General features: G+C 32.6%; 16 protein-coding genes. 8 read left to right on the top strand and 8 right to left on the bottom strand.

Annotated features, from left to right (window positions below; translation table 11 throughout):
• Positions 1-121 precede the first annotated feature (121 nt).
• The 5 genes from Q0739_RS06590 to Q0739_RS06570 all read left to right on the top strand — a co-directional run bounded on the left by Q0739_RS06590 (position 122) and on the right by Q0739_RS06570 (position 3431).
• Positions 122-1093, top strand: a complete 972-nt coding sequence (locus Q0739_RS06590; protein ID WP_298237911.1) for a M23 family metallopeptidase — start codon at positions 122-124, stop codon at positions 1091-1093.
• Positions 1093-1422 (top strand): MerR family transcriptional regulator, encoded by a 330-nt coding sequence (locus Q0739_RS06585; RefSeq protein WP_298237910.1) that lies wholly within the window; start codon positions 1093-1095, stop codon positions 1420-1422. Before Q0739_RS06590 ends, Q0739_RS06585 begins: the two co-directional genes overlap by 1 nt.
• A gap of 126 nt (positions 1423-1548) precedes the next feature.
• Positions 1549-2145 (top strand): LemA family protein, encoded by a 597-nt coding sequence (locus Q0739_RS06580; protein WP_298237909.1) that lies wholly within the window; start codon positions 1549-1551, stop codon positions 2143-2145.
• Between the two features lie 5 nt (positions 2146-2150).
• Entirely contained in the window at positions 2151-2588 is a 438-nt protein-coding gene (locus Q0739_RS06575; protein ID WP_298237908.1) for a TPM domain-containing protein, read from the top strand.
• 6 nt (positions 2589-2594) lie between these two features.
• Positions 2595-3431 (top strand): YgcG family protein, encoded by an 837-nt coding sequence (locus Q0739_RS06570; RefSeq protein WP_298237907.1) that lies wholly within the window; start codon positions 2595-2597, stop codon positions 3429-3431.
• Positions 3432-3508: 77 nt separating this feature from the next.
• Here the strand turns inward: Q0739_RS06570 and Q0739_RS06565 are convergent, their stop codons facing one another.
• Entirely contained in the window at positions 3509-6283 is a 2775-nt protein-coding gene (locus Q0739_RS06565) for a TonB-dependent receptor (RefSeq protein WP_298237906.1), read from the bottom strand.
• A 159-nt stretch (positions 6284-6442) separates the two neighbouring features.
• The gene (gene der / locus Q0739_RS06560) at positions 6443-7747 is read right to left on the bottom strand and encodes a ribosome biogenesis GTPase Der (RefSeq protein ID WP_298237905.1); all 1305 of its coding nucleotides are present in this window, start codon (positions 7745-7747) and stop codon (positions 6443-6445) included.
• 171 nt (positions 7748-7918) lie between these two features.
• Between der and Q0739_RS06555 the strand changes: the two genes are divergently transcribed.
• Entirely contained in the window at positions 7919-8422 is a 504-nt protein-coding gene (locus Q0739_RS06555; RefSeq protein WP_298237904.1) for a GTP-binding protein, read from the top strand.
• A gap of 131 nt (positions 8423-8553) precedes the next feature.
• Here the strand turns inward: Q0739_RS06555 and Q0739_RS06550 are convergent, their stop codons facing one another.
• From Q0739_RS06550 to Q0739_RS06535, 4 genes are all read right to left on the bottom strand, one after another.
• Positions 8554-10098 (bottom strand): choice-of-anchor I family protein, encoded by a 1545-nt coding sequence (locus Q0739_RS06550; protein WP_298237903.1) that lies wholly within the window; start codon positions 10096-10098, stop codon positions 8554-8556.
• Between the two features lie 82 nt (positions 10099-10180).
• Positions 10181-11062, bottom strand: a complete 882-nt coding sequence (era, locus tag Q0739_RS06545) for a GTPase Era (protein WP_298237902.1) — start codon at positions 11060-11062, stop codon at positions 10181-10183.
• A gap of 99 nt (positions 11063-11161) precedes the next feature.
• Complete coding sequence (locus Q0739_RS06540; protein WP_298237901.1) at positions 11162-11887, bottom strand: FKBP-type peptidyl-prolyl cis-trans isomerase; 726 nt, start codon at positions 11885-11887, stop codon at positions 11162-11164.
• A 63-nt stretch (positions 11888-11950) separates the two neighbouring features.
• Positions 11951-12850, bottom strand: coding sequence for a LysR family transcriptional regulator (locus Q0739_RS06535; RefSeq protein ID WP_298237900.1), 900 nt, complete (start codon positions 12848-12850; stop codon positions 11951-11953).
• 80 nt (positions 12851-12930) lie between these two features.
• Between Q0739_RS06535 and hutH the strand changes: the two genes are divergently transcribed.
• Together hutH and Q0739_RS06525 are read left to right on the top strand one after the other, a co-directional pair.
• Positions 12931-14424, top strand: a complete 1494-nt coding sequence (gene hutH, locus Q0739_RS06530) for a histidine ammonia-lyase (RefSeq protein ID WP_298237899.1) — start codon at positions 12931-12933, stop codon at positions 14422-14424.
• A gap of 107 nt (positions 14425-14531) precedes the next feature.
• On the top strand, positions 14532-16550 hold the full coding sequence (locus Q0739_RS06525) for a urocanate hydratase (RefSeq protein WP_298237898.1): 2019 nt from the start codon (positions 14532-14534) through the stop codon (positions 16548-16550).
• Between the two features lie 339 nt (positions 16551-16889).
• Here Q0739_RS06525 and Q0739_RS06520 read toward each other — a convergent pair whose 3' ends face one another.
• Together Q0739_RS06520 and Q0739_RS06515 are read right to left on the bottom strand one after the other, a co-directional pair.
• Positions 16890-17654, bottom strand: a complete 765-nt coding sequence (locus Q0739_RS06520; protein ID WP_298237897.1) for an SDR family NAD(P)-dependent oxidoreductase — start codon at positions 17652-17654, stop codon at positions 16890-16892.
• Positions 17655-17693: 39 nt separating this feature from the next.
• Positions 17694-18977 carry an MFS transporter gene (locus tag Q0739_RS06515; RefSeq protein WP_298237896.1) on the bottom strand — a complete coding sequence of 428 codons (1284 nt, stop codon included), beginning with the start codon at positions 18975-18977 and terminating at the stop codon, positions 17694-17696.
• Positions 18978-19026: the final 49 nt, after the last annotated feature.

Here is a 19026-nt window from a genome sequence, read left to right as displayed (position 1 = left end):
CCCTACATTTCATTTCTATGATTTAGTTTTGCTAAAAATATTTTGTAGGTTTGTTCGTTTGCATATAGCATGCAGTCTAAACTTGTTTAAATTTAGATGCAAAAATAGCATAAATTAGGTAATGAGTAAGGTAAAATATTATTACGATCCAGAATCGCTTTCTTATAGAAAAATTGAGCGCAAAAAAAGGACTACCTTAAAGTACACCTCAATGTTTATTATTGCCTCTGCTATGTTTGGTTTTATCTTCGTTTTTATTTCGAGCCAATATATTGAATCTCCTAAAGAAAAAGCTTTAAAAAGAGAATTGCAGAACATGCAGTTGCAATATAGCCTTCTAAATAAAAAAATGGAACATGCAGAAGCGGTTCTATCTAATATAGAAGATAGAGATAATAACATTTATCGTGTTTATTTTGAAGCAAACCCTATTCCAGAAGAGCAGCGTAAAGCTGGTTTTGGTGGTATTAACAGATATAAAGACTTAGAAGGTTATGACAATTCTAAATTAATTATAGAAAGTAGTAAGCGCTTAGATATTCTGCAAAAACAGATAGTTGTACAATCGCGGTCTTTAGATGAAATAGCCAAACTTGCCGAAGAAAAAGAAAAATTAATGGTTGCAATTCCTGCAATACAACCAGTAAACAACAAAGATTTATCTCGAATGGCATCTGGTTATGGCATGCGATCGGATCCGTTTACAAAAGCAAGAAAAATGCATTGGGGAATGGACTTTACAGCTCCACGTGGCACGCCAGTATATGCTACAGGTGATGGTGTTGTTAAACGTGCAGATGCTGGAGCTGCTGGTTATGGGCGACATATTAGAATAGATCATGGTTATGGCTATGTTAGTCTATACGCCCATTTATACAAATATAATGTCAAGAAAAACCAAAAAGTAAAACGTGGCGATTTAATAGGTTTTGTTGGAAGTACAGGCAGATCTCAAGCGCCTCATTTACACTACGAAATTTTTAAAGATGGTACACGAATTAATCCTATAAACTTTTACTATGGAAGTTTAACAGCTGAAGAATTTGCTGTACTTTTGGAAAATGCTTCCTTAGAAAATCAATCTTTAGACTAATGTATATTGAATTACCAGAAAAACGATATTATGGCATAGGCGAAGTCGCCAAAGCATTTGGTGTTAACACTTCTTTAATTCGTTTTTGGGAAAAAGAATTCGATGTACTTAAACCAAAGAAAAATGCTAAAGGCAACCGTAAGTTTACACCAGAAGACATAAAAAATCTTAAATTTATTTATCATCTGGTAAAAGAAAGAGGCTTTACTCTTGAAGGCGCGAAAACTCATTTAAAAGAAGAAAAAAAACAAGCATTAAGTAATTTTGAAATTATAAGTAAACTTGAAGACGTGAAAACGCAGCTTATTAAAATTAAACAACATTTATAAAAGTTGGTTTAAAACCAATATTTGCATTAAAATTAAATTTTTCTAAAAACATTAAATTTCAAGTAACTTTTAACAGTTTTTTGTGTCAAACAAATAACAATTAAAACATCTTAAAACTATTTTATCATGAAGAAATTTTTACCATGGATTATTATTGGAATCGTTGTAATAGGTCTTTATTCTTGGGGAAAAGGATTTAATAATACTGCTGTTACACTTAATGAAAGCGTAAGTGAAGCCTGGGGAAATGTGCAAACATCTTACCAGCGCAGAAATGATTTAATAGGCAACTTAGTAAATACCGTAAAAGGTGCTGCAGACTTTGAAAAGAGTACTCTTGAAACTGTAATAAATGCTCGTGCTAAAGCAACTTCTATAAGCATAGACCCCTCAAACGTTACCCCAGAGCAATTAGCACAATACAACCAAGTACAAGGTGGTTTAAGTGGCGCATTAAAAAGTTTATTGGTTACTGTCGAGCGCTATCCAGATTTAAAAGCCAATCAGAATTTTTTGAAACTTCAAGATGAATTAACAAGTACCGAAAACACAATTCAGACTGCAAGAACACGCTATAATGAAGCAATAAAACCTTATAACATTCATGTTAAAACATTCCCTAATTCAATTATAGCTGGAATACTTAATTTTGATGACAAACCCTATTTTGATTCTGAAGCGGGTAGTGATAAGCCAGTAGACGTAGAATTTGATTTCAACTAAAAATCATGTCTAAAATAGAAGATTTTCTTTCTGCTGAAGAAGAACAGGAAATCGTTGAAGCTATTCGAATATCTGAGAAAAATACTTCTGGAGAAATCCGTGTTCATATTGAAAAAACATCAGAAATTGACGCCTTTAATCGAGCTTTAGAAGTTTTTCATTATCTAAAAATGGATAATACTAAAGACGAAAATGGTGTTTTAATTTATGTTGCTGTAGAAGATAAAACATTCGTTATTTATGGAGACAAAGGCATTAATAGCGTTGTACCTTCCAGCTTTTGGGATAGCACGAAAGACGTTATACAATCCTACTTTAAAAAAGGTGATTACAAGCAAGGGTTAATTGACGGTGTTCTAAAAGCAGGTGAAGAATTACAAAAACATTTCCCTTGGCATCATGGTGATATTGATGAACTTTCTAACGAGATTTCTAAAAATTAAGAAAGTATGTCGTATTCAATATCTAATATACAAAACATCGAAAAAAGAAGAAACTCTATCATTTCATTTTTAATTGGGGTTTTCTCCATTAGTCTGACATTTGCACAATATAATATTCCTGACAAACCCAATTTCATACCACCCGTTATTGATAGTACTAAAACACTTAACAGCATTGAATACAAAGCTCTTTATGAAAAACTAAAGCATTATAATGATAGTACATCTACAGAGGTTTTAATTGTAATTATCCCAACAACAAAAGGAGAAAACATTGGGTTATTAGCTCCACGTTGGGGACATAAATGGAGGATTGGACAGGCTAAGGAAGATAACGGAGTTTTTGTTTTACTAGCAAAAAACGATCGTAAAATATGGATTTCTCCAGGTTATGGTTTAGAACATAGGCTTACAGCTGGTATTACAGGAGAATTAATTCGTAATATTATTATTCCAGAGTTTAAACGTAACGATTATTATAGTGGTTTAGATAAAGGCACCGATGCCATTTTTCAAGTTTTAAGTGGTGAATATCAAAACACGAAAGAGCGAAATAAAGAGCAATTTCCAATTGGTCTTTTAATTATGCTAATTTTTATTTTCATTATTATTATAATTTCTATTTCGAAAAACAGACGTGGTGGTGGTAAGAATAATAGAAATAGAGGTAAAAGATTAGATAGTAGAGACTTACTAGACGCCATCATACTAAGCAACATGGGACGCGGAAATTACAGAAGAGGCTCATCCAACGGATGGGGAAGCTCTGGCAGTAGTGGCGGATTTGGAGGTTTTGGCGGCGGCGGCGGTTTCTCTGGTGGTGGTGCAGGTGGTAGTTGGTAGACTGAAAATTTATTTTTATGCATCTAAACCCTGTATATGACAAGAATAAAACTACACCTAAAATAATGACTAATTAATTAAAAACGATGAAAACCTCTGTCGTTTATTTCTCCTTTCTGACCTAGACTATTAAATTTCCAACTAAAACTCAACATAAAATACTGTTGCAAAACTGTACTTTGAGAATCTTGAATATAATTTTCGGTAGCAATACGTCTAGCATTCGTATTTTGATTAAGCAAGTCGTATGCTTTTAATGTAAGAGCTGCTTTATCCTTCATAAATGAATATGCTAATGTTGAATTCCAAAACCAAGCACTTTTTTGAAAACCATCTGCAATATTAGGATTGTAAGTGAAATTTATTTCATTTCTCCATTCAAAGTTTTTAGGGATAAAGGTTGCTGTACTTAATTTTAATGAATGAAATAAAAACTCTCTATTTTGAAATGAATCTAAATTATAAGAATTTTTGGTGAAAGAAATTGAATATCTCGGTCTAAATTCTAAAACGTCTTTCCATGTAAACAAGAAATTAATATTTGGTGATAAAGATTTTACATTACTAGAATATTTGATTCCATTATTAAAGTTTATAATTCTGTTTAAATTGCTATAAACTCCCACTCCAACTTTAATGGTTCTAAGGGTGTCTATTTTTACATTATTACTATAATTAAAACCACCTGACAACCTATAATTACCATCGACATTAGCATAAGTAGTAGTTCGGACAAAATTCTCATCTATAGTTGTATTAGATACTACTTGATTATTATCTATAGAACCATTTAACCAACTATTAAACCCTGTTCTCTTTTGAAAATCGTATGCATTATATCCTGCATAAAACCAATGCGAATTAACAGGGCTTAAATTTGGGTTTCCAACTAATGTATTAAGAGGGTTTGACACATTTTTAAAGAGCTGTAATTGAGACAATTGAGGCGGATTATTATTAAGACGATAGCTAGCATAAAGTGAAGATTTCGGGCTAAATCTATAAGAAAATCGGGACCTAAGTTCAATTGCTTCAAAACGACGATTAATACTTGTTCCTGGCCTTAAAAAATCATTGTTTTCTAGGGTTCTAAACACATAACTTGTTTTAAAACGAGCTGACCATTTTTTGTTTCTAAAGTTTAACGAAATAGCAGGTTTCTGAACTTCATTAATATATTCGAAATCTGTACTTAATTCAGGATTAAAAACTGTATATTCATTATTTGTATCAAGCTCGAAAGTGCTTTGATTATCTTCTTGCTTATTTCTTGAATATCGATATTCAAAGTTTAAAAAAAACTTTTTAGCAATAAGCGGAACATTATAATTCACCCTTGTATTGAAATTATTAGACTCATTTTTCCCATTAGTATATTGATCCCTCACAATGTTTTCAGGATTTATTCCATAAACATTCGTTTCGGAATTTAAAAAATCTTCTCTATCTCTCGAAATAATTTCATTTTCAACACTAAACTTAACATAAGCCCCTTTAGAACCTAATTTTTTTGTAATGTCTATTTCATTGCTAAAATTTCGCCCAAATGTTTCCACTACAGATTTCGTCTCAGAATCGTTAGTTAATATATTATCTGGATCATTTGAAGATTCTTTTCTAAAAAAATCAGTTCGGTTTTTAGAATATCTTAGAGATGGTTCAATATTAATTAATAATGTCGAATCAATTTCAATATCAAATTCTAAATTCGCACTATGACTATCGTTAGAATTAAATGAATTAGATTCAGAATCTGTAAAAAAACGTGAATTTGGTAAAATATTTTCTCTCTGAGTAGTTGATTTATTTTCTGAATCACTTCCACTATAAAAATAATCTGTAGAAATATCGACTCCTTTACCGAATTCATCAGCAAAATTAACACCAGCGTTTTTAGATGTTGTTATACCTTCACCACCGCCAAATGATCGCCCATCTATTTGAAATGAACCATCGCTATTAAACCTAACAGAATTTGCACCGCCATACATTTTTCTAATTTCACCAAAGCTAAACCCTGGAGAATTATGATTATTTCCACCAACGAGCACACTTATTCTTTGATCATTATCAAATCGATTAAACATTCCTGCGTACTCGTATATTTTATTAGTCCCTCCACCAGCTGATGCACGACCAAAAACACCTTTATTATTTTCTTCCTTTATTGTTAGATTTATTGTTTTACTGTCATCATCTCCTTCTTCACCAGAAAAAGCTTCTGCCTTCGTCTTCGTATCTAAAACCTGTACTTTTTCAATAATATCCTTAGTAAGGTTTCTTGTTGTAATAGTCGGATCATTTCCAAAGAAGGGTTTACCATTAACCAGAATTTTATTAACATCCTTACCATTGACTTTAATCTTACCTTCTTCATCTACTTCAACACCTGGCAATAACTTTAATAAATCTTCTACATTTGCATTTTTCTTAGTTTTAAAGGACTTTACGTTGAATTCTAGTGTATCTTTTTTTATTGTAATTGGCGCTCTAGATTTAACTAAAACAGCATCAAGTCCATTTGCATCAATTTGCATTTTAATAGAATCTAAATCTATTTCAGACTGATTAACTTTTATTGTTTTTAAATATGTTTGATAACCAACATATGAAATTAAAAGCCTTAATTCATTATTCGTCGTTTTATTTTCTAAAGAAAATCTGCCATCTCTATCTGTAATTGTATAGGTAACTAAAGTGCTATCTTTTATTCTCTCTAAGTAAACAGTTGCAGACTCTAGAGGAGACTTTTCTTCTTCCGAAATAACAGTTCCAGAAATCTTAAAGTCTTTAGATTGACTAAAAACACAAAATGTGAACGAACACACTAAAAACAAAAAAAATGTTTTCATTTGATTGATTGATGGTTAATAGCTTTTATTTGTATCAATTGTTATACCAAAATATAGAGCCTTGGACACATATTTAATTGATACAAACTATTCAACGAAAATAATTCAATTATCGTGTGATTTTTCTTAAAATTAACTTAAATCTTTACAAATGAAATGTTACTTTTTCCGCATATAAACACTAATTGGTACCCCATTAAAACCAAAATTCTCACGCAATTTGTTTTCTAAAAAACGCTTGTACGGTTCTTTTACATACTGCGGAAGATTACAGAAAAAAGCAAACTGCGGTTGTGGTGTAGGCAATTGCATAATGTATTTAATTTTAACAAACTTAGCCTTGTATGCTGGTGGTGGATAGTTTTCTATTATAGGTAATAAAACATCATTAAGCTGGCTAGTTTTAATTTTTTTAGAACGGTTTTTATAAACTTCTACTGCCGTTTCAATAGCTTTAAAAATGCGTTGTTTGGTTAAAGCTGAAATAAAAACAATAGGAACATCTGTAAAAGGTTCCATTTGTTGCCTTATGACTCTTTCAAACTCTTTAACAGATTTATGGTCTTTTTCTACTAAATCCCATTTATTAACCAATATCACAATGCCCTTTCTATTTCGTTCTGCTAACCAAAATATGTTTTGTACCTGTCCATCAAAACCTCGGGTTGCATCTAAAACAACCAAACATACATCGGCATGTTCTATAGCTCTAACACTTCGCATTACAGAATAGAACTCTAAATCTTCTTTTACTTTAGATTTTCTTCTAATTCCAGCAGTATCAACTAAGTTGAATTCAAATCCAAATCGGTTGTATTTTGTATCAATTGAATCTCGTGTTGTCCCTGCAATATCTGTAACTATATATCTATCTTCTCCAATAAGAGCATTAATAAACGATGATTTTCCCGCGTTTGGACGACCAACAACAGCAAATCTTGGTAATTCTTCTTCTACAACCTCCTCTTTCTCTGGTAAAGCTTCAACCAATGCATCCAACAATTCACCAGTACCACTTCCATTTATACTAGCAACTGTATAATAATCTCCTAAACCTAACGAATAAAACTCTACAGCATCTTCTGCACGCTTTCCATTATCGACTTTATTTACTACAAGAAACACAGGTTTATTAACCTTATGGAGTAGTTTAGCAACATCTTCATCCATGCCTGTTACACCAGACTCCACATCTACCATAAAAATAATAGCATCGGCTTCATCAATAGCTAATTCTACTTGTTTATCAATTTCTGTTTCAAAAACATCATCACTCCCTTTTACATAACCACCAGTATCAATTAAAGAAAACTCTTTTCCGTTCCAATCACTTTTTCCATAATGACGGTCTCTTGTAACTCCACTTACGGCATCAACAATGGCTTCTCTTCGTTGAATTAAACGATTAAAAAACGTCGATTTTCCAACATTTGGTCTTCCTACAATAGCAACTATGTTACTCATAATGTTTTAATTATCTAGAACAGCCTAAGACTGATTGATTATTTTTTTTGCTTTTCAAATATTTTGCAAAAATAGGAAATATCCCCACGTAAAACCCTTTTTAAGTAAAGATTGATAAAGTTTAAAATATGAATAAAAAATAGTACTTTAATTGACACTAAATTTCACTTAATGGCAACTACAAATGACATTGTTTTAAGACCACGTTTTAAATTGGAAATAAACGAGAATAATAAATCCATATTAAAACGGTTTAAGATTTCTAAAAATGATAAATCTGAATTTATTACAACCTGTGTTGACAATCATGTTTTTATTAAATTCCCTAAAGAAAAACAACATTTTTGGTCACCGCAACTACATTTGGAAATAGATTCGATTGATGAAAATTCTAGCTTACTTCATGGATTGTACGGACCAAATCCTACGGTCTGGACCATGTTTATGTTCTTGCATTTTATGGTTGCGGGTCTCTTTATTGCTTTTGGAATATGGGCCTACACCAATTATAAATTAAATACTGAGTATACGATACAAATAAGCATAATGATTTTAATGATTTTACTTTGGTTTGTTCTTTATTTTGGAGGTAGAATTGGACGAGACACTAGTAAAAAGGACATGTTTGCTTTAAGAGATTTTATGAATGATACAATATTTCAAAAAAACCTTTGATTGAAGAAAGTAATCTAAAGCTTATAAACAACAAATAAGTTTATGCTAGATTTTATTTACAACAAAAGGACTCTAACTTATTAATTTTAAGAGTCCTTTTGCCGTAAAGCAAGTATGAATCGTGCTTTTATTTACTTATTTTCATAAATAGAAACAGTGCCACTATCTTCGTTTGATACTAGAAGTAAATCTTTACCATTAGGGCTATCTTTTTCTGAAATTGCTAAGAGACCCTCTGGTGCCTCATCTCCAGCATGAGAAAGAATCTGCAAAAACTTAGGAGATGCAGGGTTAGAAATATCATAAACTAAAACTTGATCGTTTCTTTCCAGTCCAACAAATAAAATGTGTTTATTGCCTTGAATGTTTAGAACTTCTACAGTTTCTGGCTCTGCTCCCTTATCATCACTTCTTTTGTCATTATCATTAAACCTAGTGGGCGTTGCACTTAATGTTTCGGTAGCTATACTATTACCACTGTCGTAAACCATATTTCCATTACCAGTCCAAATAGTAAATGATCTTGCTCCGTAATTATAGATGGCATCATAATCGCCATCACCATCTAGATCTCCTAATGTGGTTGTAATTTTTAAGCGTCCTATGTTTTCATCTTTTTGTAATTCTTCTCTGTTAGGAAAAATGCTTGGGTCTAAAATTAAATCAGCCACACGCTCTTCCTCACTAAATCCATCATAATCACGCGCATCCCCTTCATTTGCTGTAATTATGTAATCTACACCTCTTATTTTCACATAAGCAATAGCGTCTGGTTGATATATACCATAAACTGGAACATTACCCAAGGCCTTAACCCCATCTTTATCACTTGGGTCAATTTCATTGCCTGCTGCATTAAAATCTTTATAACCTAATGGATAAATTGCCTCAATACTTTTAGTTAGCAGATTAACTTTTGCAACGCCATTGTTTTCTTGAAGTGTTACCCAAGCTGTTTCAGAGTTATTAGAAACTGCTACATATTCTGGTTCTACATCTTGAGCTAATGTAGCATTTGGGCCAAATACTCTAAAACCATTTGCTTCTAAGCTTGCTTGCATGGTATTAAACGGTTCAAAATCGAGGGTAGATATTGTATTAGATTCTAAATCAATAATACTAATAGTTCCTTTAGGATCATTTAAATATAAATCGTCTGGCTCCCCTTCGTTAGCAGAAATAATAAATTTACCATTTGGTGAAAATGCCACCATATCTGGCAATGCACCTACTTGATACGACTGTAACAAAGTCAATGATTTTGTATCATAAAGCAAAATAAAGCCAGGGTCTTGTTTAACTTCTGCTTCTAATGCAATAGCTAGTCTACCCTTACTTACCGCAATACTATTTGGTGATCCTAAAGAAATTGCTATTGGTGCTTCTTCAATGGGATTATTAATATCTGAAATATCAAAAACTGAAACTTGGGTACTCGCAACATTAACTACAAAAAGCTTGTTGTTTTTTGAATCGAATGCCGATATTTCTGACGCCCCTTCTCCTCCAACTTTTATTGTTGATTTATACTGAAAATTAACATGAAAATTTGATGATTTAGAGTTAGTTGATTTTGCCGAATTAGACAATTCGGACTCAAACGCTTCTTCATTTTTATGGCATGATAATGCCACAATTAAAAAAATTGATAGTGAAATTTTACTTAATAGTTTCATTTTTGGATTTTTAGTTTTCTCAAAACTAATAACCCAATGTAACTTAAGTGTTAACGGAAATTGAAGGAAAGTTTAGCAAATCTTACTGATTGTAACCAAAACGTTTCAGCTGTTTCTGATTACTACGCCAATTCTTATTCACCTTAACATATAGTTCTAAATGAATCTGTTTTGCGAAGAATTTCTCTAAATCTTTTCTAGCTTCGACGCCTACACGCTTAAGTGCGCTTCCTTTGTGACCAATGATAATACCTTTCTGTGTTTCGCGCTCTACCATAATTACAGATCGAACTCTAATAATCTTTTCTTCTTCGAAAAACTCTTCGGTATCTATTTCAACTGCATAAGGTATTTCCTTTTTGTAGTGAATTAATATTTTTTCACGAATAGTTTCGTTTATAAAAAATCGCTCTGGTTTATCCGTTAGCTGGTCTTTAGGATAAAATGGTGGTGATTCTGGAAGCAATTCTATAATACGATTAAAAACCTCTTTAACATTAAACCCTTGAAGTGCAGAAACTGGAAAAATTTCTGCATTTGGAACTTTACTAGCCCAAAGTTGTACCTGCACCTCTAATTGTTCTTGGTTTGATGTATCTATTTTATTAAGAAGTAACAGGACTGGAATTTTTGAATTGGTAATTTTATTAAAAAATGCCTCATCCTTTAATGCCTGTTCACCAATTTCAACCATGTATATTAAAACGTCTGCATCTTCAAAAGCAGATTTAACGAAGCCCATCATAGATTCTTGAAGCTCGTAAGCTGGTTTAATAATTCCAGGTGTATCACTAAGAACCACTTGAAAATCATCTCCGTTTACAATACCCAAAATCCTGTGACGTGTTGTTTGCGCCTTAGAGGTAATAATTGACAACTTTTCACCTACAAAAGCATTCATCAAAGTTGACTTACCTACATTGGGGTTACCAATAATATTTACAAAACCTGCTTTATGACTCATATACACATTCCTTTAAGTTGCAAAGTTACAACCTTTTTAAAGTAAAAAAGCAGGAAGTTAAACTTCCTGCTTTCATTTATTATAAATAAAATAACTAAATTATTCTACTATCTCTAAAAGTTCAACTTCAAAAACTAAGGCATCAAATGGCTTGATTTTACCACCTCTTGGAGTTGCACCATATGCTAAATCTTGAGGTATGAAAAATTTGTATTTAGACCCAACTTTCATAAGTTGTAGCCCTTCTGTCCATCCTTTTATTACTTGCCCTACACCAAATGTAGAAGGTTCTCCTCTATCTACAGAACTATCAAATACAGTACCATCTATTAAAGTTCCATGATAATGCACTTTAACTTTCGATGTAGCAGTTGGCAATTCACCTTCACCTTCTTTTAATACAAGATATTGAAGCCCGCTAGCTGTTGTTTGTACACCTTCTTTAGATTTATTTTCTTCTAAAAAGTTTTCACTAGCTAATTTCCCCTCTGCATTTTCTGCTTCAGCTTTTTTCAAAGCAGCTTCACGTTGCTTTTCTTGAATTTTTGCACGATTTTTCTGGAAATAAGCTTGAACAAGGCCTTGAGCGGCTGTTTTATCAATTAAAACATCAGCAGAATCAATAGTATTCAAATAACCTTCCATAAATAAATCGTTATTTATTTCATCAAAACTCATTTGTACATTTCTTCCAACATCCATTCCAATCGCATAACTAACAGAATCAATCTCTGTTTTTAATGCATCTACAGTTACTGCTTTTTTATTGCACGACACAAAAATCGTAGCCACTAGTACAATACTTAATAATTTAATTGCTTTCATTCTTTATAGTTTATTTTTTAATGATGCCAAAAGTAGGGAATTTTAGTCCAGAATAAAAGCAAGTTAACAACCTATTTTGTAGTATTGTATATGTTTTAAGAATTCTTTTAACATAGGATTTCTATTTTCTTGATTCCATACAGCCGACAAAGTTGTTTTTTGAGTAATATTTTTTAACTCAATGAATTTAACACCTTCTTCATTACTAGATTGCAAAGATTTTGGAACAATTGATATTCCAAAATTGTTTTCGACCAACTTAAAAATTGAACCTGCATGAATTGTATTATGAGTTATAATAGGTGAAAATCCAGCATCATCAAAGATTTGCATGACTTTCTCATAATAACTGGAGCTATAGGTAGGATCGAATAAGATAAATGAATCGTCCTTAAGTTGATTTAAACTTTTAAAATTTCTTGCATTAATTACATGATTTTTAGGCAAAACCAAACAAAAATTCTCTGTTAATATGGTTTTCACTTTAATACCCTTAGGGACACGATCCAATCGAACGAAACCAATATCAATATCTTCTAATAATAGACCTTCTATTTGTCTTTGGTTATCCATTTCCTTTAAACCGAATAATGCTTTTGGATTTTCTTTTTGAAACTTGATTAAGGAATTAGGTATAATTTCTTGCATTGCAGATCCTACATATCCAAATTTAAGATCGCCAACAATACCTTTATTTAAAAGTTTAGCATGACTTAAAATGTGATCCAAACTTTTTAAGTTTCTAGCTATTTCTGTTTTTAAATACAGACCAACTTTTGTTAATTTCACTTTTCTATTATGGCGTTCAAACAATTGAATCCCTAAATCATCCTCCATTTGTTTTATTTGTCTACTAAGTCCTGGCTGGGATATAAATAGTTTCTCTGAGGCCTTTCTAAAATGTAAATCTTCGGCAACTGCCAAAAAATACCGCAAATGTCTTAATTCTATTTGATAACTCATAGTTATTAATTAATAAAAATAATGGTCTTATTGTGAATCAAAAATACAGATAACTTTGTTAAGTTCAAACTAAAAAACTTATGGTATTTAAATACGGAATAGATACACTCACTACAGACAAAGTAATGGCTATTGCAAAAAGCAAAATGCAAGCTATAATTACACAAGAAACAACAGACAAGGTAAATGCCTGTAGAAAGAAAGTTGAGACTATGGCCAACTCTAACAAAGCAATATATGGTATAAATACTGGTTTTGGTCCTTTATGTGATGTACAAATAACACCAAATGAAACGAATAAGCTACAAGAAAACTTACTAATTACACATGCTGTTGGTGTTGGAAAGCCAATTGACAAACAACTTTCTAAAATCATGATGATTTGTAAAGTACATGCTTTATGCCAAGGTTTTTCTGGAGTTCGTTTAGAACTAATAGAACGAATTCTATACTTTATTGATAATGATTTAATACCTGTTGTTCCAGAACAAGGATCTGTTGGCGCATCTGGCGATTTGGCACCGTTATCGCATCTGTTTTTACCATTACTAGGAGAAGGTGAGTTTTGGATAAACGACACTATTCATCCTGCGAAAAAAGTGCTAAAAGATTATAACTTAAATCCTATACAACTTCAAGCTAAAGAAGGTTTAGGTTTAATAAATGGCACACAATTTATTCTAGCCCATACCATTATTGGTTTAAACAAAATGAAATACCTGCTTAATTTAGCTGATGTTGCTGGCGCCATGAGTATTGAAGGCTATAAAGGTAGCGCTTCACCATTTAAAAAAGCGCTTCATACAATAAGACCTTTTAAAGGGAATTTGAAAGTAGCCAAACGCATGCGCAAGCTCTTTGTAGGTTCTAAAAACATTATGTCTCATGAAGATTGCGAACGTGTGCAAGATCCTTACTCCATGCGATGTATTCCACAAGTACATGGAGCATCAAGGAATGCCTACTATCACTTAAAAGAATTAGCCGAAATAGAAATGAATTCCGTTACCGACAACCCTATCGTTTTAAGTGACACAGAAGCTATTTCGGGAGGTAATTTTCACGGTCAACCATTAGCTATGGCATTAGACTATGCTTCTATAGCAGCATCAGAACTTGGGAATATTTCAGACAGACGCTGTTATTTACTAATTGAAGGTAAATACGGCTTACCTCGTTTATTAACGACTGGAGGTGGATTAAACTCAGGGTTTATGATTCCACAATACACAACAGCCGCTTTAGTTACCGAAAATAAGTCCTTATGCTTTCCGCCTTCTGCCGATAGCATTCCTACATCATTAGGGCAAGAAGATCATGTATCTATGGGAAGTATTTCAAGTCGAAAATTTAATCAGATTCTAGAAAACATTGAAAAGATTCTAGCGATAGAACTTATGTATGCAGCTCAAGCGATGGAATTTAGAAGACCAAATAAATTTTCAGAAATATTAGAAGATAATCACAAAATAATACGAAATAAAGTCAAAAAATTAGAAGACGATAGACTTTTAAAAGATGACATATATAATATGATTCTTTTAGTAAAAGAACAATCTTTAATAGTTAAATAAAGTTTCATTAACATCATTACTAACATAGTGAAGTAATCTCATCATTCTAGCAACAGATTGACACTTCGCACTTATAGGATCATCGTAATGACAAAAAATATAATAAAATGACATTTCAAGAACAGATTATACAAGGTATACCACAAGAATTGCCCAATAAAAAAGCTTATCCTCTAAACATAAATAGGGCACCCAAAAGAAAAGACATTCTTTCCATAGAAGAAAAGCAATTAGCAATTCGAAATGCACTAAGATATTTTCCGAGTAAATGGCATAAAATATTGGCTGAAGAATTCGCTCAAGAACTAAAAAATTTTGGACGTATTTATATGTATCGTTTTAAACCTGATTACGATTTTTATGCAAGACCTATAAATGATTATCCAGCAAAATCATTGCAAGCCGCATCCATCATGTTGATGATTCAAAACAACCTGAATCCTGCCGTGGCTCAGCACCCTGAAGAGCTAATAACCTATGGCGGAAATGGAAGTGTTTTTCAGAATTGGGCACAATATCTAATCACTATGCAATACTTAGCTACTATGACAGACGAGCAAACGTTGCATATGTACTCTGGGCATCCTATGGGATTATTTCCATCATCTAAAAATGCGCCTAGAGTAGTTGTTACAAATGGTATGATGATTCCAAATTATTCGCAACCAGATGACTGGGAAAAATTTAATGCATTAGGTGTTACACAGTATGGACAAATGACGGCAGGATCATTTATGTATATCGGCCCACAAGGTATTGTTCATGGCACAACTATAACTGTTATGAATGCTTTTAGAAAGATTTTATCAAAAGAAGAAACTCCTGCAGGAAAAATATTCTTAACAGCAGGATTGGGTGGTATGAGTGGTGCACAACCAAAAGCTGGTAACATTGCAGGATGCATTACTATTTGCGCAGAAATTAATACAAAAGCAGCTAAAAAACGTCATGAACAAGGTTGGGTTGATGTTTTAATTGACAATATAGACAACCTCATAACACGCACGACAGAAGCGCAAAATAAAAATGAAATTGTATCCATTGCTTTTATTGGAAATATAGTAGATGTCTGGGAACGCTTTGATGAAGAAGGTATTTTTATTCATGTAGGATCCGATCAAACATCACTACACATACCATGGACTGGGGGTTATTATCCTGTTGGCGTATCATTTGAGAAAGCAAACCAAATGCTACGTAAAAATCCAGAACTCTTTAAAGAAAAAGTTCAGGAATCACTTCGAAGACATGCATCTGCCATTAACAAGCATGTTGCAAAAGGCACCTACTTCTTCGATTATGGGAATGCTTTTTTACTTGAAGCTTCCCGTGCTGGAGCAGATGTTATGGCAAAAAACAACATCGACTTTAAATATCCATCCTATGTTCAAGATATATTAGGTCCTATGTGTTTCGATTATGGATTTGGCCCATTTCGTTGGGTATGTACCTCTGGAAAATCTCAAGATTTAGATATAACAGATACCATCGCAGCAGAAGTTATGCAAAGTATTATGGAGTCTGCACCAGAAGAGATTAAGTTGCAGATGCAAGATAATATCACCTGGATTAAAAATGCCAAAGAAAATAATATGGTGGTAGGCTCCCAAGCGCGCATTCTATATGCAGATACCGAAGGGCGTATAAAAATAGCAGAAGCATTTAATAATGCGATAGCCTCAGGTAAAATAGGACCAGTGGTTTTAGGCAGAGACCATCACGACGTAAGCGGAACCGACTCTCCCTACCGAGAGACTTCAAACATATATGATGGCAGTAAATTTACAGCAGATATGGCTATTCATAATGTGATTGGTGATAGCTTTAGAGGCGCAACTTGGGTTTCTATTCACAATGGTGGTGGTGTTGGTTGGGGAGAAGTTATTAATGGTGGTTTTGGGTTATTACTCGATGGTACACGAGAAGCTGAAGAACGCCTAAAAAGCATGCTCTTTTATGATGTTAATAATGGTATTTCTAGAAGAAGTTGGGCTAGAAACGAAGAAGCTCTATTTGCTATTAAAAGAGAAATGCAACGTACGCCTAATTTAAAAGTTACGTTACCTAATTTGGTAAAAAACAACACCTTAGAGAACTTGTTTAAATTACATAAAGGAATAAATTAAAATATTTACATGTTAAAAAAAGCTGAACAATAACCTAATTGTTCAGCCCTAATTTATAAATTCAATCCTTTTATTAATCTGTAGCCATTATTCTGGACTAGGCATATTAAATTACTTATAAGCTAACCCGCCACTAATTTCTATATTATTTCCATTAAGAAATAATGACTCATTGCTTTTAAATAAGCAACTTAATCGGCAAGCTAGTGAGTACGCCCTTCTCTTCTTAATGGATTACGTCAGCCACTTTTCCTTTTAATTTACCATTTTAGGGTTTTTGATTCTTTATACAATAAAATTATAGACTATTCGAAATTTTACTTAAAAGAATATTTAATATTATATTCCTAATCCTTGTCCAGCTCCAATTTGAATAGTTTCTGCAGTTATAAAAGATGCATCTTCACTAGCTAAGAATGAAACAACAGAAGCAACTTCTTCTGGTTGTCCTAATCTTCCTAACATAATATTATTTTTCCATGAAGCAAAAACTTCTGGTTTGGTTGATTTAATTTGTGTATGAAAAGGCGTATCAATTGTACCAGGAGACACTGCATTTACTCTGATACCATATTCAGCTAAATCCTTTGCTAGTGCTCTTGTAATTGTATGAACTCCTGCCTTAGATGTGCCATAGATTCCAGCTCCTGGACCACCAGCATTCCATCCAGCATTTGATGTATAGTTGATTATTGATGCATTTTCTCCTTTTTTAAGAAATGGTATAGCAGCTCTGGAAGCAAAAAATGTTGAGTCAAGATTTAATGCCATAACAAATCTATAAAATTCAGTAGTCATGTCTTCAAATCTAGACCTTCCACCTAATCCTCCTGCGTTATTTACAAGCACATTTATTTTACCGTACTTTTCACCAATTTTTTTAATGTTTGAAGTTACTTCATCTTCTTTTGTAACGTCAAATCCATAATATTCAGCTGTAATTCCTTCTGCAGTAAGTTCTTCAACTCTTTTTGCTCCAACTTCGTCTTCGATACCATTTAAAATTACAGTATATCCATCTTTTCCTAGTCTTTTAGCTACTTGGAAACCAATACCACCTGTAGCTCCTGTAATTACTGCCACTCTACCTTTTAAATTGCTCATATTATTTAATTTTTTAAATTCTTTTATTGATAATTAATATTAATCTATTGTTTTTCTTACTGGTCCTATATTTTTTATAAATACAAATATTGAAAGAACTCCTAACGCCACTGCGACACATATCGCAATAAATGCGGGTGTATATGAACTTGTTGTAATTTGACCTACAAACCAATTCATTATCATTGGTGATACAGCCGCTATAGTTCCAGCTAATCCAGCTAAAGTACCTACAGACGGCCCTCTAAAGAGGTCGCTTGAAATTGTTTGTATATTACCTATAGCGAATTGAAACCCAAATAATGCAAGTCCTGCTAAGTATATAAACGTCATGAAATTGTTTTCTCCTACAAATGTAATTATGCATACAAAGGCTATTAAAATTAAAAGCCCTCCTAACGCTATAGTTGCTTTTCTAGAGAAATCTACAGAACGTTTTTTCATTAATTCTCCCGCAAACATACCTCCCAAAATACTCCCTACAGCAGCCATTAAATAAGATATCCACATCGTGCTAGCTATTTCCTCTATACTCAATCCAAATTTATCATTTAAATAAATTGGCATCCAACCTGCAAAAAACCACCAAATTGGCTCTATAAAGAAACGACAGAATAATACACCCCATGATTGTTTATAACTTAATATTTTACTTACACTTAAACTTTTAACCTTTTTATTATGAATAAGTTCATCCTTTTCTATTCTATCCGCCACAATTAGAGTTCTTTCTTCTTCAGTGACCCATGGATGCTTCTCAGGAGTAGATTTGTTTAAGAACAACCAAGGAATTACCCATAACATACCTACAGCTCCTAAAATAATATAGGTTGTTTTCCACCCAAATTGTGTGTACAAGAAAACAATTACAAATGGTGCAATTACATTTCCTATTGACGCTCCAGCATTAAATATACCTTGAGCTATTGCTCTTTCTTTAACAGGAAACCATTCACCATTACTTTTTACTGCTCCAGGCCAATTACCCGCTTCTCCAATACCTAATAAGCCTCTAAAAATTGAAAGCGTTATTATTCCTCTAGCAAATGCATGAAAAGCCGATGCTAGAGACCATATAATAATTGAAACTGTAAAACCTAAACGGGTACCTATTTTATCATATAACTTACCCGATGCAAACTTACCTAGGGCATAACACGCCATAAATACGTTTAACATAATTGCATAATCAGACTTACCCATACCTAAGTCTTTACCCATTTCTGGCCAAAGCAAAGCAAAAGCTGTTCTATCAATGTAATTGATAACAGTTGCTATAAAAATTAATGTGATAATCCACCAACGTAAGCCTTTAATTTTCATTTATTTCGTTTATTAATATTATTAAATAGAAGGTTTTTCTAAAACGAAT

This window comes from uncultured Algibacter sp. (genome assembly GCF_947487605.1).
GTDB lineage: Bacteria > Bacteroidota > Bacteroidia > Flavobacteriales > Flavobacteriaceae > Algibacter_D.
This window is presented reverse-complemented; position numbering and strand designations above follow the sequence as displayed.

What these genes read in the sequence shown, in the direction of transcription:
- der (WP_298237905.1), bottom strand. Translation starts at nt 7,747, where the DNA reads ATGAGTAACATAGTTGCTATTGTAGGAAGACCAAATGTTGGAAAATCG.
- hutH (WP_298237899.1), top strand. Translation starts at nt 12,931, where the DNA reads ATGGTATTTAAATACGGAATAGATACACTCACTACAGACAAAGTAATG.
- Q0739_RS06585 (WP_298237910.1), top strand. Translation starts at nt 1,093, where the DNA reads ATGTATATTGAATTACCAGAAAAACGATATTATGGCATAGGCGAAGTC.
- Q0739_RS06540 (WP_298237901.1), bottom strand. Translation starts at nt 11,887, where the DNA reads ATGAAAGCAATTAAATTATTAAGTATTGTACTAGTGGCTACGATTTTT.
- Q0739_RS06580 (WP_298237909.1), top strand. Translation starts at nt 1,549, where the DNA reads ATGAAGAAATTTTTACCATGGATTATTATTGGAATCGTTGTAATAGGT.
- Q0739_RS06525 (WP_298237898.1), top strand. Translation starts at nt 14,532, where the DNA reads ATGACATTTCAAGAACAGATTATACAAGGTATACCACAAGAATTGCCC.
- Q0739_RS06550 (WP_298237903.1), bottom strand. Translation starts at nt 10,098, where the DNA reads ATGAAACTATTAAGTAAAATTTCACTATCAATTTTTTTAATTGTGGCA.
- Q0739_RS06515 (WP_298237896.1), bottom strand. Translation starts at nt 18,977, where the DNA reads ATGAAAATTAAAGGCTTACGTTGGTGGATTATCACATTAATTTTTATA.
- Q0739_RS06555 (WP_298237904.1), top strand. Translation starts at nt 7,919, where the DNA reads ATGGCAACTACAAATGACATTGTTTTAAGACCACGTTTTAAATTGGAA.
- era (WP_298237902.1), bottom strand. Translation starts at nt 11,062, where the DNA reads ATGAGTCATAAAGCAGGTTTTGTAAATATTATTGGTAACCCCAATGTA.
- Q0739_RS06520 (WP_298237897.1), bottom strand. Translation starts at nt 17,654, where the DNA reads ATGAGCAATTTAAAAGGTAGAGTGGCAGTAATTACAGGAGCTACAGGT.
- Q0739_RS06570 (WP_298237907.1), top strand. Translation starts at nt 2,595, where the DNA reads ATGTCGTATTCAATATCTAATATACAAAACATCGAAAAAAGAAGAAAC.
- Q0739_RS06590 (WP_298237911.1), top strand. Translation starts at nt 122, where the DNA reads ATGAGTAAGGTAAAATATTATTACGATCCAGAATCGCTTTCTTATAGA.
- Q0739_RS06575 (WP_298237908.1), top strand. Translation starts at nt 2,151, where the DNA reads ATGTCTAAAATAGAAGATTTTCTTTCTGCTGAAGAAGAACAGGAAATC.
- Q0739_RS06565 (WP_298237906.1), bottom strand. Translation starts at nt 6,283, where the DNA reads ATGAAAACATTTTTTTTGTTTTTAGTGTGTTCGTTCACATTTTGTGTT.
- Q0739_RS06535 (WP_298237900.1), bottom strand. Translation starts at nt 12,850, where the DNA reads ATGAGTTATCAAATAGAATTAAGACATTTGCGGTATTTTTTGGCAGTT.